Here is a 15,470-nt window from a genome sequence, read left to right as displayed (position 1 = left end):
CATGTCTATGTTATGACTTTTTCATATAAGCAGTTGTGACGATTAATGATTTACTTATGCAAAAAAACGCTAAGCTCGATGATGACTTTGGTGTATAGATACGCTAATAAAGCATTTTCATGATCTTCTTTGATATTTCCCATTCGGTTTTAAGTCATTTATTGTCAAGATCATGAAAAATAAAATAGGGGAAGCGAAAATCCAGACACTAATAAATCCAATGGATAGATGATAGCTACGGATAATGAAGTAGGTTGCTGATATAAATAAAAGGCTGCAAAATAACCTGAGCAATAAGGGGTATTTTACAAGAAAAGCCTTATTAGAACTAAGAGTCTTGGCAAGCTGCTTTGAACTGCTAAGATAAAATCCATAAAAGCAGGCAAATAGCATAAAAAAAGCTAATAACAATGTCATGAATTAACCTCTTGGGTATTCCTTATAATTTTGGCAGAAAGCTTCTGGCTGCTTTTAAGTTGTATCGGTTCAATATTGCGATAAATAAAGAAGGCTAAAAAAGCAAATAGCCATAGCATCAGGTCAATTCTGAGAAAGTTCCAATAGTGCGATAATCCTGAAATATAATTTTGCTGACTCAAGTAATAAAGATCATAAATTGGCAGACTAAAAGCGAGACATATGAAAATAGCAAGCTGTATTTTCCATAACCATTGTTTTTTAGTCATTATCGCTAGAATAAACAGGATCAGCCAGCTGATAAAGAAGCTATAAATTTCATAATTTGTGCCACCTGGCTGGACGCTTACAAGACGGTTAGCGTAGAGATAACACAGCATAGCTGTAGGAAGACCTATAAAAGTAGCCACATTTAACCGGTCTACCAAATAAAAGCCCAAATGAAAGGCTTGAGTCTTGTTTTGTAGATGTCGCTTTAAACTCCATAACAATAAACCAGAGGCAATCATCAAACAGCCCAGTATGCCTGAAAAAAATAAAGCGAACCGTAGTAAAGGCTGGGCAAAAGTTGCCATATGCAAACCATAGACACCTGAGTTAAGTGTGGCTATTGCGCTACGGTTTTTTGTATCAGTTATAATCTGGCCACTTATACCGTTTACTGTTAATTGTGGTGCATCGCGGGTAATCGAATAGTCAGTAGACTGAACCAGAGTTATTTTTGCAGAAGTAGTATTTGGGTTCTTAACCTCTAGTCGTGCATAATCTGTAATACCCCATTGCTGCTGGCTAATAGCCAGAACTTGTTGGATCGGAAGCATCGCAGCAGGTTTTGGATAATCTGCCTTTGTTAAAATTTTCTGATTGATTTCTTCAAAGTACTGGTATTTGTTTTCAGGATAAAATTTTTCAAGGCTCCATGGCAGATATAAATAAAACAAAATAGCCAGACCAGTAAAAGTAATGGTTAAAAAAAAGGGGAGTGCAATGACTGAGCAGATATTATGAAAATCAAGCCAGGAACGCTGGCCTTTAAAAGTACGGAAAGTAAAGAAATCAGTCAGTATTTTTTTATGAGTGATAATACCGGAAATAAGGGCAATCAGCATGATCAGGGCAGCAAAACACGCAATCAGACGTCCAATGAGTACCGGAATACCAAACAGCTGAAAATGGAAAAGATAGAAAAACTCACCGCCTTGGGTTCCGGAGAGTTTTAATTCCTGACCAGTGGCTGGATTTAATAAAGCACTACCATAACTGCCATCCTGTTTCTGCCAGTACATTTTGTTAAACGGCTTTTCTTGAGTTGCTATTTCCAGATACCAGGTTTTAGCGTCGGATGCTTCGTTCTGTAAATATTGATATGCAGTATTTAATGCTGTTGCCTGGTTTACCTGAATCTGAGCCAGTGCAGGCTGCATCCATAAATTTAAATTATGGCGGTAATAGGCGGTAGAACCCATCAGGAAAATAGCAAACAATAGCCAGCCTAGTAAAAGACCGGTCCAAGAATGCAAAGATGCCATCGATTGCCGGATAGATTTTTGCATAATTTAACCTGTATAAAGCGAAATAAAATAGAAAAAGCCGCAGCTGATGAGACTCAGCAGGGTTAACTTCCAAAGGCAATTAATGCAAAAACTCGAAATAACGAAGACCAAATACAGTAAAATCGCAGTGATTGCCGCCAAGTAAATTGATTCGGCTTTTGGAAAATAAAAACTTAATAAGTGAGCTAGATCATAAGCTAGATAGGCCATAAATATATAACCCGCTATAAAGGCTAGCAGGGTTCGATAAAAAGCTGCACAGTATGGATAAGTCTTCTGTAAAAAATTCAATCTGCTTCTCATCATTTTCTATATATAAAATAAACAGTTCAGCTCTTTAGAGAGCTGAACTGTTTACTATTAATATTTGAAGTTTACCGCGACTGTATAGTTAGCGGGCGCACCGTAATAAGTCTGGCCATATTCTAGAGAATTAAAATATTTTTCATTGGTAATATTTTTTGCATTGGCCTGAAAACTGACATGGTCATTTAATTCATAGCTGGCCATTAGATCAAGTAAAGCATAACTGTCCTGTATCAGATTACTTTTATCTGTCTGGCTGATTTTATCTTGCCAGACCAGATTTGCGCCTACTTTTAATTGGGGAAATTGCGGAACCGTGTAACTGGTAAGTACATTAAAGGTGCGTTCAGGTACAAAGGTACGGGTTCTTGCTCCAGTATTACGGTCTTTCATGTTCTGCTGTACATAACCGGCTGATATATTCAGCTGGTCAGTTAGCTGACCGGCAATATTAAACTCATAACCTTGTGATTTAATATTTTGTTGACTGTATAAGTTAGCCTGATCCCATTTTTCATAAACTGGAAATTTGTCATATTCGTTGCGGAACACAGCACTAGAGACAATGAGCTGATCATCGAACCATGAACCTTTAATACCAAGTTCATAGGAGCTTCCTTCTGTAGGTTTTAAAATCTGCTTGTCTAGACCAAGTTTTGAAGTCGGTTTAAAAATCGTACTGTAACTTGCGTATGCTGTATAAGTTGGGTCAATATCATAAGTGATCCCTGCATAAGGCAACACCTTCGAATCTCTATAATTGGTTGAGTCGCCGTAATTTTGGCCTTTTGAAGTAGCATCAGTATAATTAGCACCCGCCAAGACTTTTAACTTATCTCCCAAATGTAAACGTGTCGCTGCATAAACACGTTTCTGTTCCTGCGTATAATCTGCCTGATTAGCCGGATTGTTTGTATCGTCAATAAAGTCTGGATAAGTATTGTTGTAATAATTGAACCAGTCAGGAATTGGTCTGCTACGGTTTGCAATATATCTTGAGTTCTGTTTTACATCATTTTTGGACCAGCTGCTGCCGGCCATCAGGTCATGAGTTTGACCAAATAACGAATATTTTCCTAATATACTGATATCAATATCATGATTCTGGTTTTTTTCTATGAAAGCTGAGGGATATTCACTGACCCCTTGTCCTGTTTCCCGATCTGGAACGCCGGTAAAATACAGCATGGCTCCATCTTCTTTTTGTTCGGCATAGTTATAACTGGCTTTTATACTCCAGTTATCATTAAACTGATGTTTGAGTTCTATAAAAGCATTCTGTTTTTCCATATCCCAGTGTACCCAGTCCGGCATCGGATTATAACTACGGCTATAGTTTAATAATTTCCCCTCACTATCCAGCATGGGAAGGGCGCCCCAGTTGTTTCCATTAGGCCGGTCTTTCTGAAAGTTATACCCTGTGCTTAAGAGTGTCTGTTCTGTCAGGTCAGCTTCAATAATTAGCCCGGCAACAGTTTTTTCCTGGCTGTAATGATCCAGATAGGAGTTTCCGGCTTCCTGTGCCAGCATTACTCGTCCGCGTATACGATCATCAGCAGTTAAACTGCCTGATATATCTGCTTCACCCCGAACTGTGTCCCAAGATCCATAACTGATAGAGCCTTGTGTCCGGGTGTCTATAGTTGGCCGTTTGCGAATGTAATTTACAGTTGCAGAGGGATTACCCGTAGAAGAAGTTAAGCCATTTGAGCCTTTCACGACTTCAATCCGGTCATATAAAAATGTATCTATATCTCCATTCTGATAATCACTACCAGTTAACTGAAGGTTTGTTCCATCAATCTGGTAATTACTGATATCAAAGCCGCGTGCTGTGTAAGTAGTACGGTTAGTTTCCTGACTGGACACGACTACACCTGGTACTGCTGCTAAAACATCACGTGCGTCGGTCAGATTGAAATCTTTAATTTGCTGATGGGTTACCACATTCACTGTTTGTGGAGTTTCTTTAATACTCAGATTCAACCCGGTAGCACTGTTTGAATCCTTGACTATATAGGCTTGCGTTTGTTCAGAAGATTGGCTACTCATAGTATTGGCTTGCAGCTGAATAACAGGAAGTGCCTGGGTATCTGAAGCCTCTGCTGCAAGAGCAGCTTGTACATTTAATAATGCCAGAGTAAGGAGAGAAAGTTTAAAATAACTGGCGTTTAAATGAGAATTCATAATATTGGTTAATGAAAATTATTATCATTTATATTATTATTTGTTGTGGTGATTTACAATTGGTAAACAATAGATTATTTAGATAATTTTTGAATTTCTAAAAGGAAGTTTAAATTTTTTAAAGAGTGTAATCGGAATAAATTAGATGCGGATACAGTGAGCCTAATTAAATCTAAAAGGGTTATGTTAAAATAGCTTGGTCTTATAATGGAGATAAAACTCTTGGAAAATCGGAAACTTAAAATTGGTATAGTGGTAGGTGAAGTTTCTGGTGATACTTTAGGTGCCAAGCTGATTCGTAGTTTTCGCGAGCAGGGGATAGAAGCTGAATTTGAAGGGATTGGTGGGCCACAAATGATGGCAGAAGGCTTTAAGAGCTATTATCCAATGGATATTCTGTCAGTTATGGGAATTGTTGAGGTCTTAAAAGATCTGAAAAAGCTGTTTGCTGTACGTGATGGACTTGTTGAACGCTGGAGCCAGAAACCTGTAGATATTTTCATTGGAATTGATGCTCCAGATTTTAATTTGCGGCTTTCTAAAAGTCTGAAACAGAAACAACTTAAAATAAAAACGGTACAGTACGTAAGCCCATCAGTGTGGGCATGGCGTCAGGGCCGTGTGCACGGAATCAAGCAGTCTATTGATCTGGTGCTTTGCCTGTTCCCGTTCGAAAAAGCTTTTTATGAGCGTTATCAGGTTCCTGCTGCATTTGTAGGGCATCCTTTGGCAAGTCAGTTACCTTTAGATAATCCCCTAATTGTAGCCAAACAGCAGTTAGGACTCGACCCGGCCAGACAGCATATTGCACTATTACCCGGCAGCCGTCGTGGAGAAATCGAGCGTCTAGGTCCTTTGGTGCTTGATGCTGCACAGATTATTTATCAGAAATATCCTAAAATTGAATTTTTATTACCTGCTATAAATGAAGCAAGAAAAGTTCAGATTGAAGAACAATTAGAAAATTATCCTGCTGAGTTTAAGGCACAGGTTAAGGTGCTAGAAAATACCGGCACTGACTCCAAAATTGGCCGTATGGTAATGAATGCCAGTGATATTGTGGCCTTGGCTTCAGGTACAGCAACACTAGAGGCCATGCTATTACATCGGCCAATGGTGACTTTTTATAAGCTGAACTGGCTCACTTATATTATTGCCAAGTTATTGGTTAAGATTCCCTATTATTCACTACCAAATATTATTGCAGGTAAGAAAGTTATAGCCGAGCTAATCCAGACCGATGCCACTCCACAAAAGTTAGCTACAGAAATTGAAAATTTAATGAATAGAGAAGTCGCACAAACTCAGGTGATGCAACATATTGCGATGCATAAGCGACTACTTGCCGGTAACAGTGAAAATCCTGTAGAGGCCATTCTGAAAGTACTGTCTTATTAACTTTTATCCATCAACAGATCAGACGCTCTCTTGAATAAACAGTACCGTACTCAAATTATGGTACTGTTTATTTTTATGAAAGACTTACGCTCTCAGAATTAATTCATAACCCGTATATTTTCTGATATTAATAACACCCGTGTCTAAAATAAGATATTGGCCTTTTATACCCTGTAACACTCCTCGAATTTTCAGTGTTTTATCAAGGTTATGTGACTTGATCTTTTCAGGATATTGCTCAACCGGATAAATAAACTCACGTGGTAGTTCCTGATCAAGCAACTCTATTGACTCGTTAAAGTGTAAATTCTGACTGAACTCATCCTGAATCTGGGCAATTTTAGGTGCAAATTCTTCAATTAACTGATCACGTTTTTCAATTAGGTTAACGGGTTCCGCTTCGCCTTTAAGCAATTTGCGCCAGTCTGTTTTATCAGAAATCTGGCTACCAAACATTACCTCAATATGCCCAGACAAACGCCGTGAACCGACTCTAAAAATTGGTAAGGCCTGAGTCGCTCCCTGATCCAGCCATCGGGTAGGCATATGACCAGTACGGGTAATGCCGACTTTAAGACCACTTGAATTAGCCAGATATACAATGTGAGGCTGAAAACAGACTTCTTTGGCAAATGAGTCTTCCCGGCAGGTCCCTAAATGGTAATGACAGGTTTCTGGTTTTAAAACACACATGTCACAGGATGCTTTGGTTTTAAAACATTTAAAACAATGCCCTTGTGAAAATGATTTCTTGGTTTTTGCACCGCAAGATACGCAATAGATATTACCAGTCCATTCAATTTCAATTTCTTGCCCTAACGTAAAAGGAAGATCAATTTCTGAACGGTCCAGAGTAAATTTGTACTCAACATTTGCCTTTAACGTTTGTTGATCAGTTACACTTGGCTTGCTAAGACCGGCATGCATTTTATGGCAAATGCCTTGTAATTCCATATAATTCTCACTCACGTAATTCAGGATGCAGTTATGGTCAAGCTCAACGTCATCACTTCTATGCTAGACGATCTATTTGCCGAACAGCCCATCCATACTACACTGTCGATTGGTCAGCAGCTTGAAATAGTTCAAGATAATTCACATCTGGCTATACAATGGTATTATTTTAACGCAACTGAGTTTTTAAATCTGCCCTTTACTGAACGTTATGATCTGGCAATGGTCATTTTAACCGGTCCAGAATTCAAAGAATTAAAACTGCCTGATATTTCTAGACTTCTGGTGAAATTACGTGATCTTATGGCGAAGCGTATTATTGTGGTTGGCCGTCTTCAGGATGAGCAGTTACTTCGCTCTTTAGGTTTTATCCAACTGGTTGAGAGAACAGAAAACAGCAGTGATTTCGCATTATGGCAATTCAATATTCTAACCTATAAGCACGTACCGGACTGGTTTAACTCTAAATATTGGGCCAATCCGGAAAATTGGGACAAATATCGCTGGTAAGGGCCAATATACTTATAAAATCTTGCAAAAATATACAAATCAGACTTTGTTTCACCCGGTCGGGTACACTTATGCTTTAAGGAAGATAACACTTTCAAGGAGTAAGTGATGACCAACTTGACCAATATAGTGGAAATGCTGGCGAAGCAGGCATTAGGAAACCAGCAACCACAAAATAATCAGCAGCAGAACACGCAGCAGCCAAGTGGTCTCGGCGGAATTCTTGGAGCAGTTCTAGGTCAGCTCGGTGGCCAGAATACGCAGGCTAACCATCAGAATACCCAGAATCAGGGCCGTCAATCCGGTTTAGGTGGCGTTTTAGGTTCAGTACTTGAGCAATTTGGTCATGGTAACCAGCGTCAACAGCAACCACGCCAGACTCAAAATGAAGTACCGCATAACAGTGGAAATAACAGTACCAAAACTTTATTGATCGCCGTGTTGCCACTGGTTCTAGCCTGGATTCAGAAGCAGGGTGGTCTTCAAGGTGCATTAGACAAATTGCGTAATGCCGGTCTTGGAAATCAGGTACAGAACTGGGTAGACCCAAACCAGAGCAATAAAGAAAATGCGCCGCAGCAAAATATACAAAGTTTATTTGATGATCAGGAAGTCGAGAAAGTTGCTGAACAGACACATGCACCTAAACAGGATGTATACAGTGCTATTTCTTCAGTATTACCACAAATCATTGATGCGCTGACTCCACAAGGTGAGAAGACTAACAAACAGGAAGCCAACAATGATATTCAAAATGTTTTAAATATGGTTTCCGGTTTTCTGAAACGTTAAATTAAAAAAGGGCATATAGCCCTTTTTTTAAATTGCCAGAATTAGAATTTTATTTCCATACCTAAACCGTATACGCTTTCATCTGCATTACCTTTAGCTGGGGAGTTATCCCATTCACGCTGAACAGCACTGGCAAAGAGTTTAGCCTGGCTATTGAGTTTGTAATCTGCGCCAATTCCCCACTGGTCAACTGAGCTGTCACCTGACGCACCTGCAAGAACTGCATAGTCAGTGTCTGCTGACTGATACTGTGCCTTGAATGTCCAAGGCGTGTTTGCAAGTTTATAAGTCGCAGAAATTAACCATGCTTTTTCTTCTACGTTGCTATAATCTCCAGCATAGGTAACAACACCATCAGTTACTACACGGGGCTTGATATTATTATAATCCGAAATTTCAGCAGTCTGCCACATTGCCCCTAAATACAGGCCTGGCACACCGATTTTACCCAAGTCAAAAGAGGCACCTAGGCGGAATGCATCAGCAGGAATATCCTTAAGACCAACCGCAGCAAAATCGCCAATTGATTTAAAGTTTCCAGCAATCACACCTTCAAAACCATAATCTTTATTAGCATAAGATAGTGAAGTTGAAAGGCCATCTCCTAGGCTGTCACGAGCACCGTCTGTATATTTGTTGGTTTCAGTATTTGACTCGCCTTGCTGAGCCTGTAGGGCAAATACTACACCGGCGAGTAATTTCGGATCTGTCTCAAGACTGATCACATTTTCAACCCGCTCTTCACCATACATCATTTCTTTAATATCGGCGTGTGCATAATCATTAAATACATCACGATAACCGCCTGCTGCATCTTTAAATGGTGTATCTATAATACCGGCTCTTAAAGTACCGATTTCTGCCCATTTTAAGCCGGCAAAAATGTTACGTTTCTTGAATACATCATCGCCACCATCTACATCAATTTCCCATTCAGCCTGATACACTGCAGATAACTGATCTGTCAGTTTTTCTTCGCCTTTAATCCCCAGACGAGAAGCATTCGAGTTAACTTCAATTTTGTCATCTTTGCCATTATCGTAACTGTCAACGCTGACATTTACTTTACCGTACAAAGTTGGCGCTGCTTGCGCTGCGTTTAAGCTTAAAGTTGCTACTGTAGCAGCGAGAAGCAATTTTTTCATTGAGATTTCTCCAAAAACAATTCTTTAAAATGGCTATTTGCCTTGCTAACTCTTTTTTATAGTTTGCCTGTGTACAAAAAGTTACATAAGCTCACCAACTTGCTAAGCAGTATCTGCAAACTGTGTGACAGAGAAGTGAAAGAAAAATGACAGTTTAATGAAGGATAAAAAGAGGAAAGAAGAATTAGATTATTTTTTATACTTTTGAAATTTAAACAAAAATGGAGCCGAAGCTCCATTAGGTTTTAATTGAAAATAAGGCTTTAAAGAGCAGCACGGATTCTCTCTGCAATAGCCTTAATTTTCTCCTGATCTCCTATTTCAGCCGCATGGCGACCTAGCTGGTGCACTGAACTTGGAATCAGATGAAAATGAACGTGCGGCACAGTTTGTCCAGCAGCAGCGCCTGAAAGCTGCATTAAAACAATTCCCTCGGCATTCAATGCTTTCTCTATTGCTTTTGCAATTTTCTGTACTATCTGAATACTATAAGCAGCGGCTTCTGCTGGCAGGTCAAGTAATGTAACTGCCGGTGTTTTAGGGATGACCAATGTATGACCTTCGGCTTGCGGCATAATATCCATAAAAGCAAGAACCTGATCATCTTCATAAACTTTAATTGCAGGTAATTCACCACGAATAATTCTTGCAAAGATATTTTGGTCATCGTAAGCCATAGCTCTTCCTTTCAGTAGTTATTTACAGTTCAGCTCTTTCTGGCGCTCTTTAATTTCATCAAGACGTTGCTGCTCTTTTTCAGAGAATTTAGGTTTTGAAGTATAGCAGTTTTCATTACCAAACTTCTCTTTTGCATCCTTATCTTTAAAACAGAAGCCTTTAGAAGCGTAAATAACATTATAGTCATTTTTGAGCTTTTGACACTCCTGTTCCGGAGTGGCAGCCTGTGCACTTATACCTGCCAAGCTAATCAGACCAGCAAATAATGCAACAGTAAAATTTTTCATAAGAGTTTCCTCTAGACCTGCAGTGTATATCAATATACTCACAATATCGGGTCTACTTGTGTTTATTCAATGACTAAAAATTACTCGAGTGTAATTCTAGTCCATAATTACTCCATATAGTATAAAAACTTCATATCCTAATAATTTTAAAAAAATATAAAAAACACTAACTTAAGTTGTTTTATATCCCTTTTTACCTTACTAGGTTTTGCTACTCGTCGCTTTTTGTATGTTTATTTACCTGCTACTTTGCACTACTATTATCTGATGATGTTGAGGCGCACAAGCAAAAAGGTTTATATTTCTCTTTTCTTATCAGGCAATACAACCAAATCAATATAACGCTTAGAAAATAAATTTAATCAAATAGAGTAGAAGTATTGAGTTGAGTAAAGGGAAAGGTAATGCCATATATCGCTGAAAACAGCTCGCCCTGCTTTTCATTGGCAGACTGAGCTGGCGAAGACTATTAGATTTACCCCAGCGGCCACTTTAAACAAGACATCGACATTGAATACAAGGCCATACTTAAGATAGCCAGAAAGATTAGTACTAAACGGGTTGAGGCCTAACATTTGAAGGGTATCAATAGACGAAAATATATACCAAAATATTTCTATTACAGAAAATCTGATATACAGATAAAAATTTTTGGCTTACAAAACTAATTTTTATCGCCAAGTAAGTTAGATAGAAAAGTGTTAATACTGGTTTATATTTTTAAGAATTGAGAATGAACTATGTTAATTAAACAATTGATCGCAAGATTACAGACCTTTGATCCGGATCTTAAAGTTCTAATCGCTAATGAGGAAGATGGAATTACTGCTGAAGGTGAAGCCCTTAGAATATTTGATATTAGTGGAATGAATATTGTAGAAACTGAAATGAGTAAGAAATATGAGGAAGAAATTAATTTTAAATTTGAAGGCCCCACTGAAAAATCTCAGAAAATTCTATTCATTAAAACCTTAGCTCAAGGTTAATATAAAGAACTTGATATATCTTTAAAAAGGCACTTTAGAGTGTTTTTTATTTAACTTTTCTAATTTGCTTGTGTATTTTAGTGATGAATACACCTTCGATGTAATTCTCACCATTCGAGCCAGTAGTGTAATACAAAATACATTTTTACGATGGGATGAGTATCGAATTGGATAAGCTTAACTTCGATAGTTTGAATCTTTTGATCTAGCTTTGAAAAAAGTTTATTTATATAGTTATCCGAATAATTTAAATAGATAATCAGGATCTTCTTCCATTGCCTTGTACAGGTAAAAAACCACTATTAAAACCGCCAAAATTGCTAAAATTAGTATCCAAGATAATTTATTCATTAAGACTGATGTTATCACTAATAATTATAAGAATACCCATCAATACAGCACTCATGTAATAAAGACAACCATTGTTCGGTAAGGCTTTAAAACAGGTAGCTATTCTTAGGTTGAAAAGGGCTATTATGTTCATGCCTTGGCGAGCTTTGACCTATAAAACTTTACTAATCATGCACGGGATAGGTCTACTGTTAATCTGTTGAACAGGTATCATATGGTTCAGCTTTAATAATATATTTACATGAATATAAAAACTTCACATAAACCGACTGATTTTCAGTGGTCCTTTCTTCTTCCCAAGTATTGGGCAATTTGGTTAATAGTTTTTATATTTTCCTTTTTAGCTGTCTTGCCCTGGTGCATTCAATGGAGGATAGCTAGACTGCTCACTAATCCTGCATGGAGATTTTTATCTAGCCGTCGGCAAACGACTATCCGGAATCTGGAGATCTGTTTTCCTGAAAAGAGTCCAGACGAAGTCGAGCTGGCTGCAAAAGAAGTATTTTTTAATGCCTTGATTGGCCTGTTTGAGGCATTAAATGCTTGGTACGCTTCCAAATGGTTTAAATCTCGTGTATACATTCAGGGACTTGAACATATAGAAAATGCAAAGGGTCAGGGTATTCTGCTTTTAAGCTCTCACACTACTTTATTAGATGCAGGGGGATATATGTGCAGCTTGTTCTTTGAACTGGATGTTGTATATCGACCTCAAAATAATCCTTTATTAGACATGCTGATTTATCGGGGCAGAGCAAAGGTATACAAGAACCAGATTTCAAAAAATGATATGCGAGGTTTAATTAAGGAGTTAAAACAAGGCCGGGCAGTCTGGTATAGTCCTGATCAGGACTTTGGCCTCAAGCAGGGCGTAATGGCCCCTTTCTTTGGAGTTCAAGCCGCCACAGTAACTGCCCATAGGCGTATAATGCAAATATCAAATGCCTTAGCTATCCCTCTGTACTTTTACAGAACAGGAGATATTAGAAATCCTCAATATCATATTTTGCTGGAGCCACAGCTTGAGGACTTTCCGGGTAAGGATGAAATTACTGATGCCACTAGAGTAAACAAAATATTAGAACGTCAGATACGTATGGCGCCTACACAATATATGTGGTTTCACCGGCGCTTCAAAACCCGTCCTGATGGCTATGATAAGATTTATGGAAGTAAATAATCTCAAACAATAAAAAAAGCACTCTAGGGTGCTTTTTTTAATTACTTGCTATGTGTTATAGAGCAACAATATTTACAGCATTAGGGCCTTTTTGACCTTGAGCAACACTGAAAGATACCTGCTGACCTTCGAATAAAGTTTTAAAACCAGAGCTGGCAATTTCACTAAAGTGAGCAAAAACATCTGGTCCAGATTCTTGTTGAATAAAACCGAATCCTTTAGCTTCGTTAAACCACTTTACTGTACCATTGATAGTATTAGACATAATAAATCCTATTGAATTTTAATAATTTTTAGTCGTTTTTAATGACTGAGTATAACTTTGAAAATAATAAAGAATGGAACTTAAAATCTGAAAAAAACGAAGAATTATGACTAAAACTGCGATACTTAAGAAGATTTACCGGACAAGACTTTTTTCTAGTTAAGGCAATAATACATGAAAATAATTAATATTCAAGTTTTTTATATTATATATTTATTTTTTTGATAAATAGTATTAATTAACAGCTACTTCTTAAGAAGTTAATTTTTATATCAGATTTAAACAATGAAAATGATATGTGGAAACTTATCACCTCCCTTGGTATGACAACTATAAATGCTAAGGCCTAAGTCTATGAATTTCAGGTATGGGGCTTTTCTCTGATCTTAAGGTATAGCATAAATATCTGTATTGAGGATGATCTGGGCAAGCAAGTTGTGTAATATTCAAGTCCAAGACTCAGAAACAATCGAAGATATGAATAAGATGAGTGACGTAAAATGCCATAAATAAAGTTTTATTATAGGAAGTGAACATTACATGGTTTGAGCTATATTCTGTTTTGTGTACATGAGATGGGATTACAAATACAGGAAAGAATTACGCTTTATAAAACTGCTATTGGGTCTTATCATTACATATTTACCTCAATGAAGTTGATTAAACAGCTCATACTAAGTCTCTTATATAGATAGAAGTAAAAAAGATGGATACATGTTTACGTATAGCTGAAGAAATTTATAGAAAGATTGAAAATAGAAATGGTTTCTTGGGTAATAACTCTAAAGACATGAGCCTTTTCCTAATAGAGTTTAAAAGGGAAATCAGAAATACAGATATCAAATGTAAGTATGAATTTAATAGTTTAAAGGAACTTATTGAGCAAATTGAAAAACACAATGGTAAAACACTTGATTTAAGTCTTATCCCTAGTCGACATCAAAAAGATGAATTTATACTATGGTTAGCAGTAATATTTGAAAGCTTGACCGATAAAATTGTGGTGGATTCATTTCAAGAGAAGCCTACTTTAGAACCAAAATCTCTACTTTTAGATAATAGCGAAGCTACAACAACCTATCTTCGAATCTAGCAAAAATAAGCAAGCTAATTAATCAATATTATTGCAATCACTATAAATATCTTTCAAATGATGAGATAGGTACTTAACAAACCCATTTTTATCATCTATCTCTGGCATTTCTACACTCCAAAACGTATATCGCCGTGAATTAAATTTAAAGATAACAGTTACTGTCTTTATCATAATAGAGCATTTCACCACTTCAATTTCAGAAAATAATTTTAGAGCTTCAGCCAGAAAATTTAACTTATCCGTAGCACTATTTGCTCTGGAATGGTGTGTGCTCAATGTCTCTGTATAAAGACGATAACAAAGATCTTGAAGGACCTCACTATTATTAACCATGAGTGTTCATACATTCTTTTTAAAGAGATAGAGTAAAATAAAGGTAGGGTGCATATTTGTACTCCTGTAAGCTAAGCCAAGAATCAATAGACTTATAGAATTTTAGAAAATTCAGTTCATTAAAATTTTATAAATGTCTAGCCTCACTTACTTTAAATGAGAATAGTACAATTTAATGTATATGCGTATAGAAAATTAATCTTTATTTTATAAGAACTTCTGACCTTAAAACAGATTAGTAAGTTAGTGTTTACAATAAGTTTTCGGATTCTTTGATTTTCATTAGTCATAAAAGGGTATCATATGGCCCATCTAAATAATGAGAGTGTGGTATGCAACAAAGCTTTTTTGGTGAGCTCTTTGGCGTAAAAATTCATTTACCTGTCTCACGCAATGAAGTAAAACAACTAATCTATGCTAAATCTGATTTTGCGGGATATCTGGTTCAAGAAAAGTCCATTCCACTCCATCGAGCCCAGACAGAACTTGATCAAGATATACATAAGTTTGTCCGGAATATGGAAAAATCACAGGCAAATCGCTTTTATGAATATCTTATAGAAGAGAGTGCAGTTTCTGCTGAAGAGTTCAGAAACCAGATTCATAACCCGATGACCTTGAATTATCCAAAACTTAGAATCTCTGGTGACAATACAGTTAGAAGAAAACATTCTGTCTGGAGTTATATGAGTTGGTTCTTGCTGTACTAGCTCAAACCTGATCTGACAGTTACCCGATTTTTATTGTGCCTGTCAGGTTAAATTTGAGCTAAATTCTTCTCAGCCCAAATTTGTTTTCCATCAAGTAAAGTTTCAAATGGTGTACGACCACAGCAGATTTTTCCTTGATGAGTCCGTTCAGTATTATAGAATTTCAGCCAGTCGTCTAGATCCGTCTGCAACTCTTCTAGCGTGCTATAAAGCTTTTTCCTAAATGTAATTTGATAAAACTCCTGCAGTATTGTTTTATGGAAGCGTTCACAGATCCCATTCGTTTGTGGTGAAGCTGCTTTTGTCTTCGTGTGATCAATGT

15 protein-coding genes are annotated in these 15,470 nt (G+C 37.2%); 7 read left to right on the top strand and 8 right to left on the bottom strand.

Annotated elements, in window-relative coordinates; translation table 11 throughout:
• Nucleotides 1–413: 413 nt before the first annotated feature.
• Nucleotides 414–1,970 carry a PepSY-associated TM helix domain-containing protein gene (locus N518_RS0111730; RefSeq protein WP_005026123.1) on the bottom strand — a complete coding sequence of 519 codons (1,557 nt, stop codon included), beginning with the start codon at nucleotides 1,968–1,970 and terminating at the stop codon, nucleotides 414–416.
• 360 nt (nucleotides 1,971–2,330) lie between these two features.
• Entirely contained in the window at nucleotides 2,331–4,463 is a 2,133-nt protein-coding gene (locus N518_RS0111725; protein ID WP_026444300.1) for a TonB-dependent siderophore receptor, read from the bottom strand.
• A gap of 222 nt (nucleotides 4,464–4,685) precedes the next feature.
• On the opposite strand from N518_RS0111725, the gene lpxB reads away from it, so the two are divergent.
• Entirely contained in the window at nucleotides 4,686–5,861 is a 1,176-nt protein-coding gene (lpxB, locus tag N518_RS0111720) for a lipid-A-disaccharide synthase (protein ID WP_026444299.1), read from the top strand.
• Between the two features lie 84 nt (nucleotides 5,862–5,945).
• Here the strand turns inward: lpxB and N518_RS0111715 are convergent, their stop codons facing one another.
• Nucleotides 5,946–6,815: a DUF2797 domain-containing protein gene (locus N518_RS0111715; protein WP_005026117.1), complete on the bottom strand. Its 870-nt coding sequence runs from the start codon at nucleotides 6,813–6,815 to the stop codon at nucleotides 5,946–5,948.
• A gap of 33 nt (nucleotides 6,816–6,848) precedes the next feature.
• Here N518_RS0111715 and N518_RS0111710 point away from each other — a divergent pair, with 33 nt between their 5' ends.
• Both N518_RS0111710 and N518_RS0111705 read left to right on the top strand, forming a co-directional pair.
• Nucleotides 6,849–7,325, top strand: coding sequence for a DUF6231 family protein (locus N518_RS0111710; RefSeq protein WP_005026115.1), 477 nt, complete (start codon nucleotides 6,849–6,851; stop codon nucleotides 7,323–7,325).
• 108 nt (nucleotides 7,326–7,433) lie between these two features.
• A complete protein-coding gene (locus N518_RS0111705; RefSeq protein ID WP_005020096.1) occupies nucleotides 7,434–8,117 on the top strand; it encodes a YidB family protein in 684 nt (227 codons plus the stop codon).
• A gap of 41 nt (nucleotides 8,118–8,158) precedes the next feature.
• Here N518_RS0111705 and N518_RS0111700 read toward each other — a convergent pair whose 3' ends face one another.
• The 3 genes from N518_RS0111700 to N518_RS0111690 form a co-directional block, all read right to left on the bottom strand.
• Nucleotides 8,159–9,262: a porin gene (locus tag N518_RS0111700; RefSeq protein WP_005026113.1), complete on the bottom strand. Its 1,104-nt coding sequence runs from the start codon at nucleotides 9,260–9,262 to the stop codon at nucleotides 8,159–8,161.
• A gap of 263 nt (nucleotides 9,263–9,525) precedes the next feature.
• Nucleotides 9,526–9,939, bottom strand: a complete 414-nt coding sequence (locus N518_RS0111695) for an HIT family protein (RefSeq protein WP_005020100.1) — start codon at nucleotides 9,937–9,939, stop codon at nucleotides 9,526–9,528.
• An 18-nt stretch (nucleotides 9,940–9,957) separates the two neighbouring features.
• Nucleotides 9,958–10,227, bottom strand: a complete 270-nt coding sequence (locus N518_RS0111690; RefSeq protein ID WP_005020103.1) for a YARHG domain-containing protein — start codon at nucleotides 10,225–10,227, stop codon at nucleotides 9,958–9,960.
• Nucleotides 10,228–10,967: 740 nt separating this feature from the next.
• Here N518_RS0111690 and N518_RS0111685 point away from each other — a divergent pair.
• A complete protein-coding gene (locus N518_RS0111685; protein WP_005020106.1) occupies nucleotides 10,968–11,213 on the top strand; it encodes a hypothetical protein in 246 nt (81 codons plus the stop codon).
• Nucleotides 11,214–11,805: 592 nt separating this feature from the next.
• Nucleotides 11,806–12,744 (top strand): lauroyl acyltransferase, encoded by a 939-nt coding sequence (locus tag N518_RS0111680; RefSeq protein WP_005026110.1) that lies wholly within the window; start codon nucleotides 11,806–11,808, stop codon nucleotides 12,742–12,744.
• Nucleotides 12,745–12,799: 55 nt separating this feature from the next.
• On the opposite strand, the gene N518_RS0111675 is transcribed toward N518_RS0111680, so the two are convergent.
• Nucleotides 12,800–13,009, bottom strand: a complete 210-nt coding sequence (locus N518_RS0111675) for a cold-shock protein (RefSeq protein ID WP_005026108.1) — start codon at nucleotides 13,007–13,009, stop codon at nucleotides 12,800–12,802.
• A gap of 706 nt (nucleotides 13,010–13,715) precedes the next feature.
• Between N518_RS0111675 and N518_RS0111670 the strand changes: the two genes are divergently transcribed.
• Nucleotides 13,716–14,102: a hypothetical protein gene (locus N518_RS0111670; protein ID WP_005026105.1), complete on the top strand. Its 387-nt coding sequence runs from the start codon at nucleotides 13,716–13,718 to the stop codon at nucleotides 14,100–14,102.
• A 668-nt stretch (nucleotides 14,103–14,770) separates the two neighbouring features.
• On the top strand, nucleotides 14,771–15,148 hold the full coding sequence (locus N518_RS16305; RefSeq protein ID WP_051531906.1) for a hypothetical protein: 378 nt from the start codon (nucleotides 14,771–14,773) through the stop codon (nucleotides 15,146–15,148).
• A gap of 47 nt (nucleotides 15,149–15,195) precedes the next feature.
• Here the strand turns inward: N518_RS16305 and N518_RS16300 are convergent.
• A partial coding sequence (locus tag N518_RS16300; protein ID WP_026444400.1) for an integrase core domain-containing protein occupies nucleotides 15,196–15,470 on the bottom strand: 275 nt, incomplete at its 5' end.

The organism is Acinetobacter sp. UNC436CL71CviS28, assembly GCF_000620525.1.
In the GTDB taxonomy this organism is placed as follows: Bacteria; Pseudomonadota; Gammaproteobacteria; order Pseudomonadales; family Moraxellaceae; genus Acinetobacter; species Acinetobacter radioresistens.
Note: the sequence above shows the minus strand (reverse complement) of the source record. Positions and strands in the feature narration are given on the sequence as shown.

Bases quoted from the DNA above. Each gene is read 5' to 3' on its own strand.
- N518_RS0111730 (WP_005026123.1), bottom strand. From the start codon at position 1,970: ATGCAAAAATCTATCCGGCAATCGATGGCATCTTTGCATTCTTGGACC.
- N518_RS0111700 (WP_005026113.1), bottom strand. From the start codon at position 9,262: ATGAAAAAATTGCTTCTCGCTGCTACAGTAGCAACTTTAAGCTTAAAC.
- N518_RS0111715 (WP_005026117.1), bottom strand. From the start codon at position 6,815: ATGGAATTACAAGGCATTTGCCATAAAATGCATGCCGGTCTTAGCAAG.
- N518_RS0111710 (WP_005026115.1), top strand. From the start codon at position 6,849: ATGGTCAAGCTCAACGTCATCACTTCTATGCTAGACGATCTATTTGCC.
- N518_RS16305 (WP_051531906.1), top strand. From the start codon at position 14,771: ATGCAACAAAGCTTTTTTGGTGAGCTCTTTGGCGTAAAAATTCATTTA.
- N518_RS0111695 (WP_005020100.1), bottom strand. From the start codon at position 9,939: ATGGCTTACGATGACCAAAATATCTTTGCAAGAATTATTCGTGGTGAA.
- N518_RS0111725 (WP_026444300.1), bottom strand. From the start codon at position 4,463: ATGAATTCTCATTTAAACGCCAGTTATTTTAAACTTTCTCTCCTTACT.
- N518_RS0111705 (WP_005020096.1), top strand. From the start codon at position 7,434: ATGACCAACTTGACCAATATAGTGGAAATGCTGGCGAAGCAGGCATTA.
- N518_RS0111685 (WP_005020106.1), top strand. From the start codon at position 10,968: ATGTTAATTAAACAATTGATCGCAAGATTACAGACCTTTGATCCGGAT.
- N518_RS0111670 (WP_005026105.1), top strand. From the start codon at position 13,716: ATGGATACATGTTTACGTATAGCTGAAGAAATTTATAGAAAGATTGAA.
- N518_RS0111675 (WP_005026108.1), bottom strand. From the start codon at position 13,009: ATGTCTAATACTATCAATGGTACAGTAAAGTGGTTTAACGAAGCTAAA.
- N518_RS0111680 (WP_005026110.1), top strand. From the start codon at position 11,806: ATGAATATAAAAACTTCACATAAACCGACTGATTTTCAGTGGTCCTTT.
- N518_RS0111690 (WP_005020103.1), bottom strand. From the start codon at position 10,227: ATGAAAAATTTTACTGTTGCATTATTTGCTGGTCTGATTAGCTTGGCA.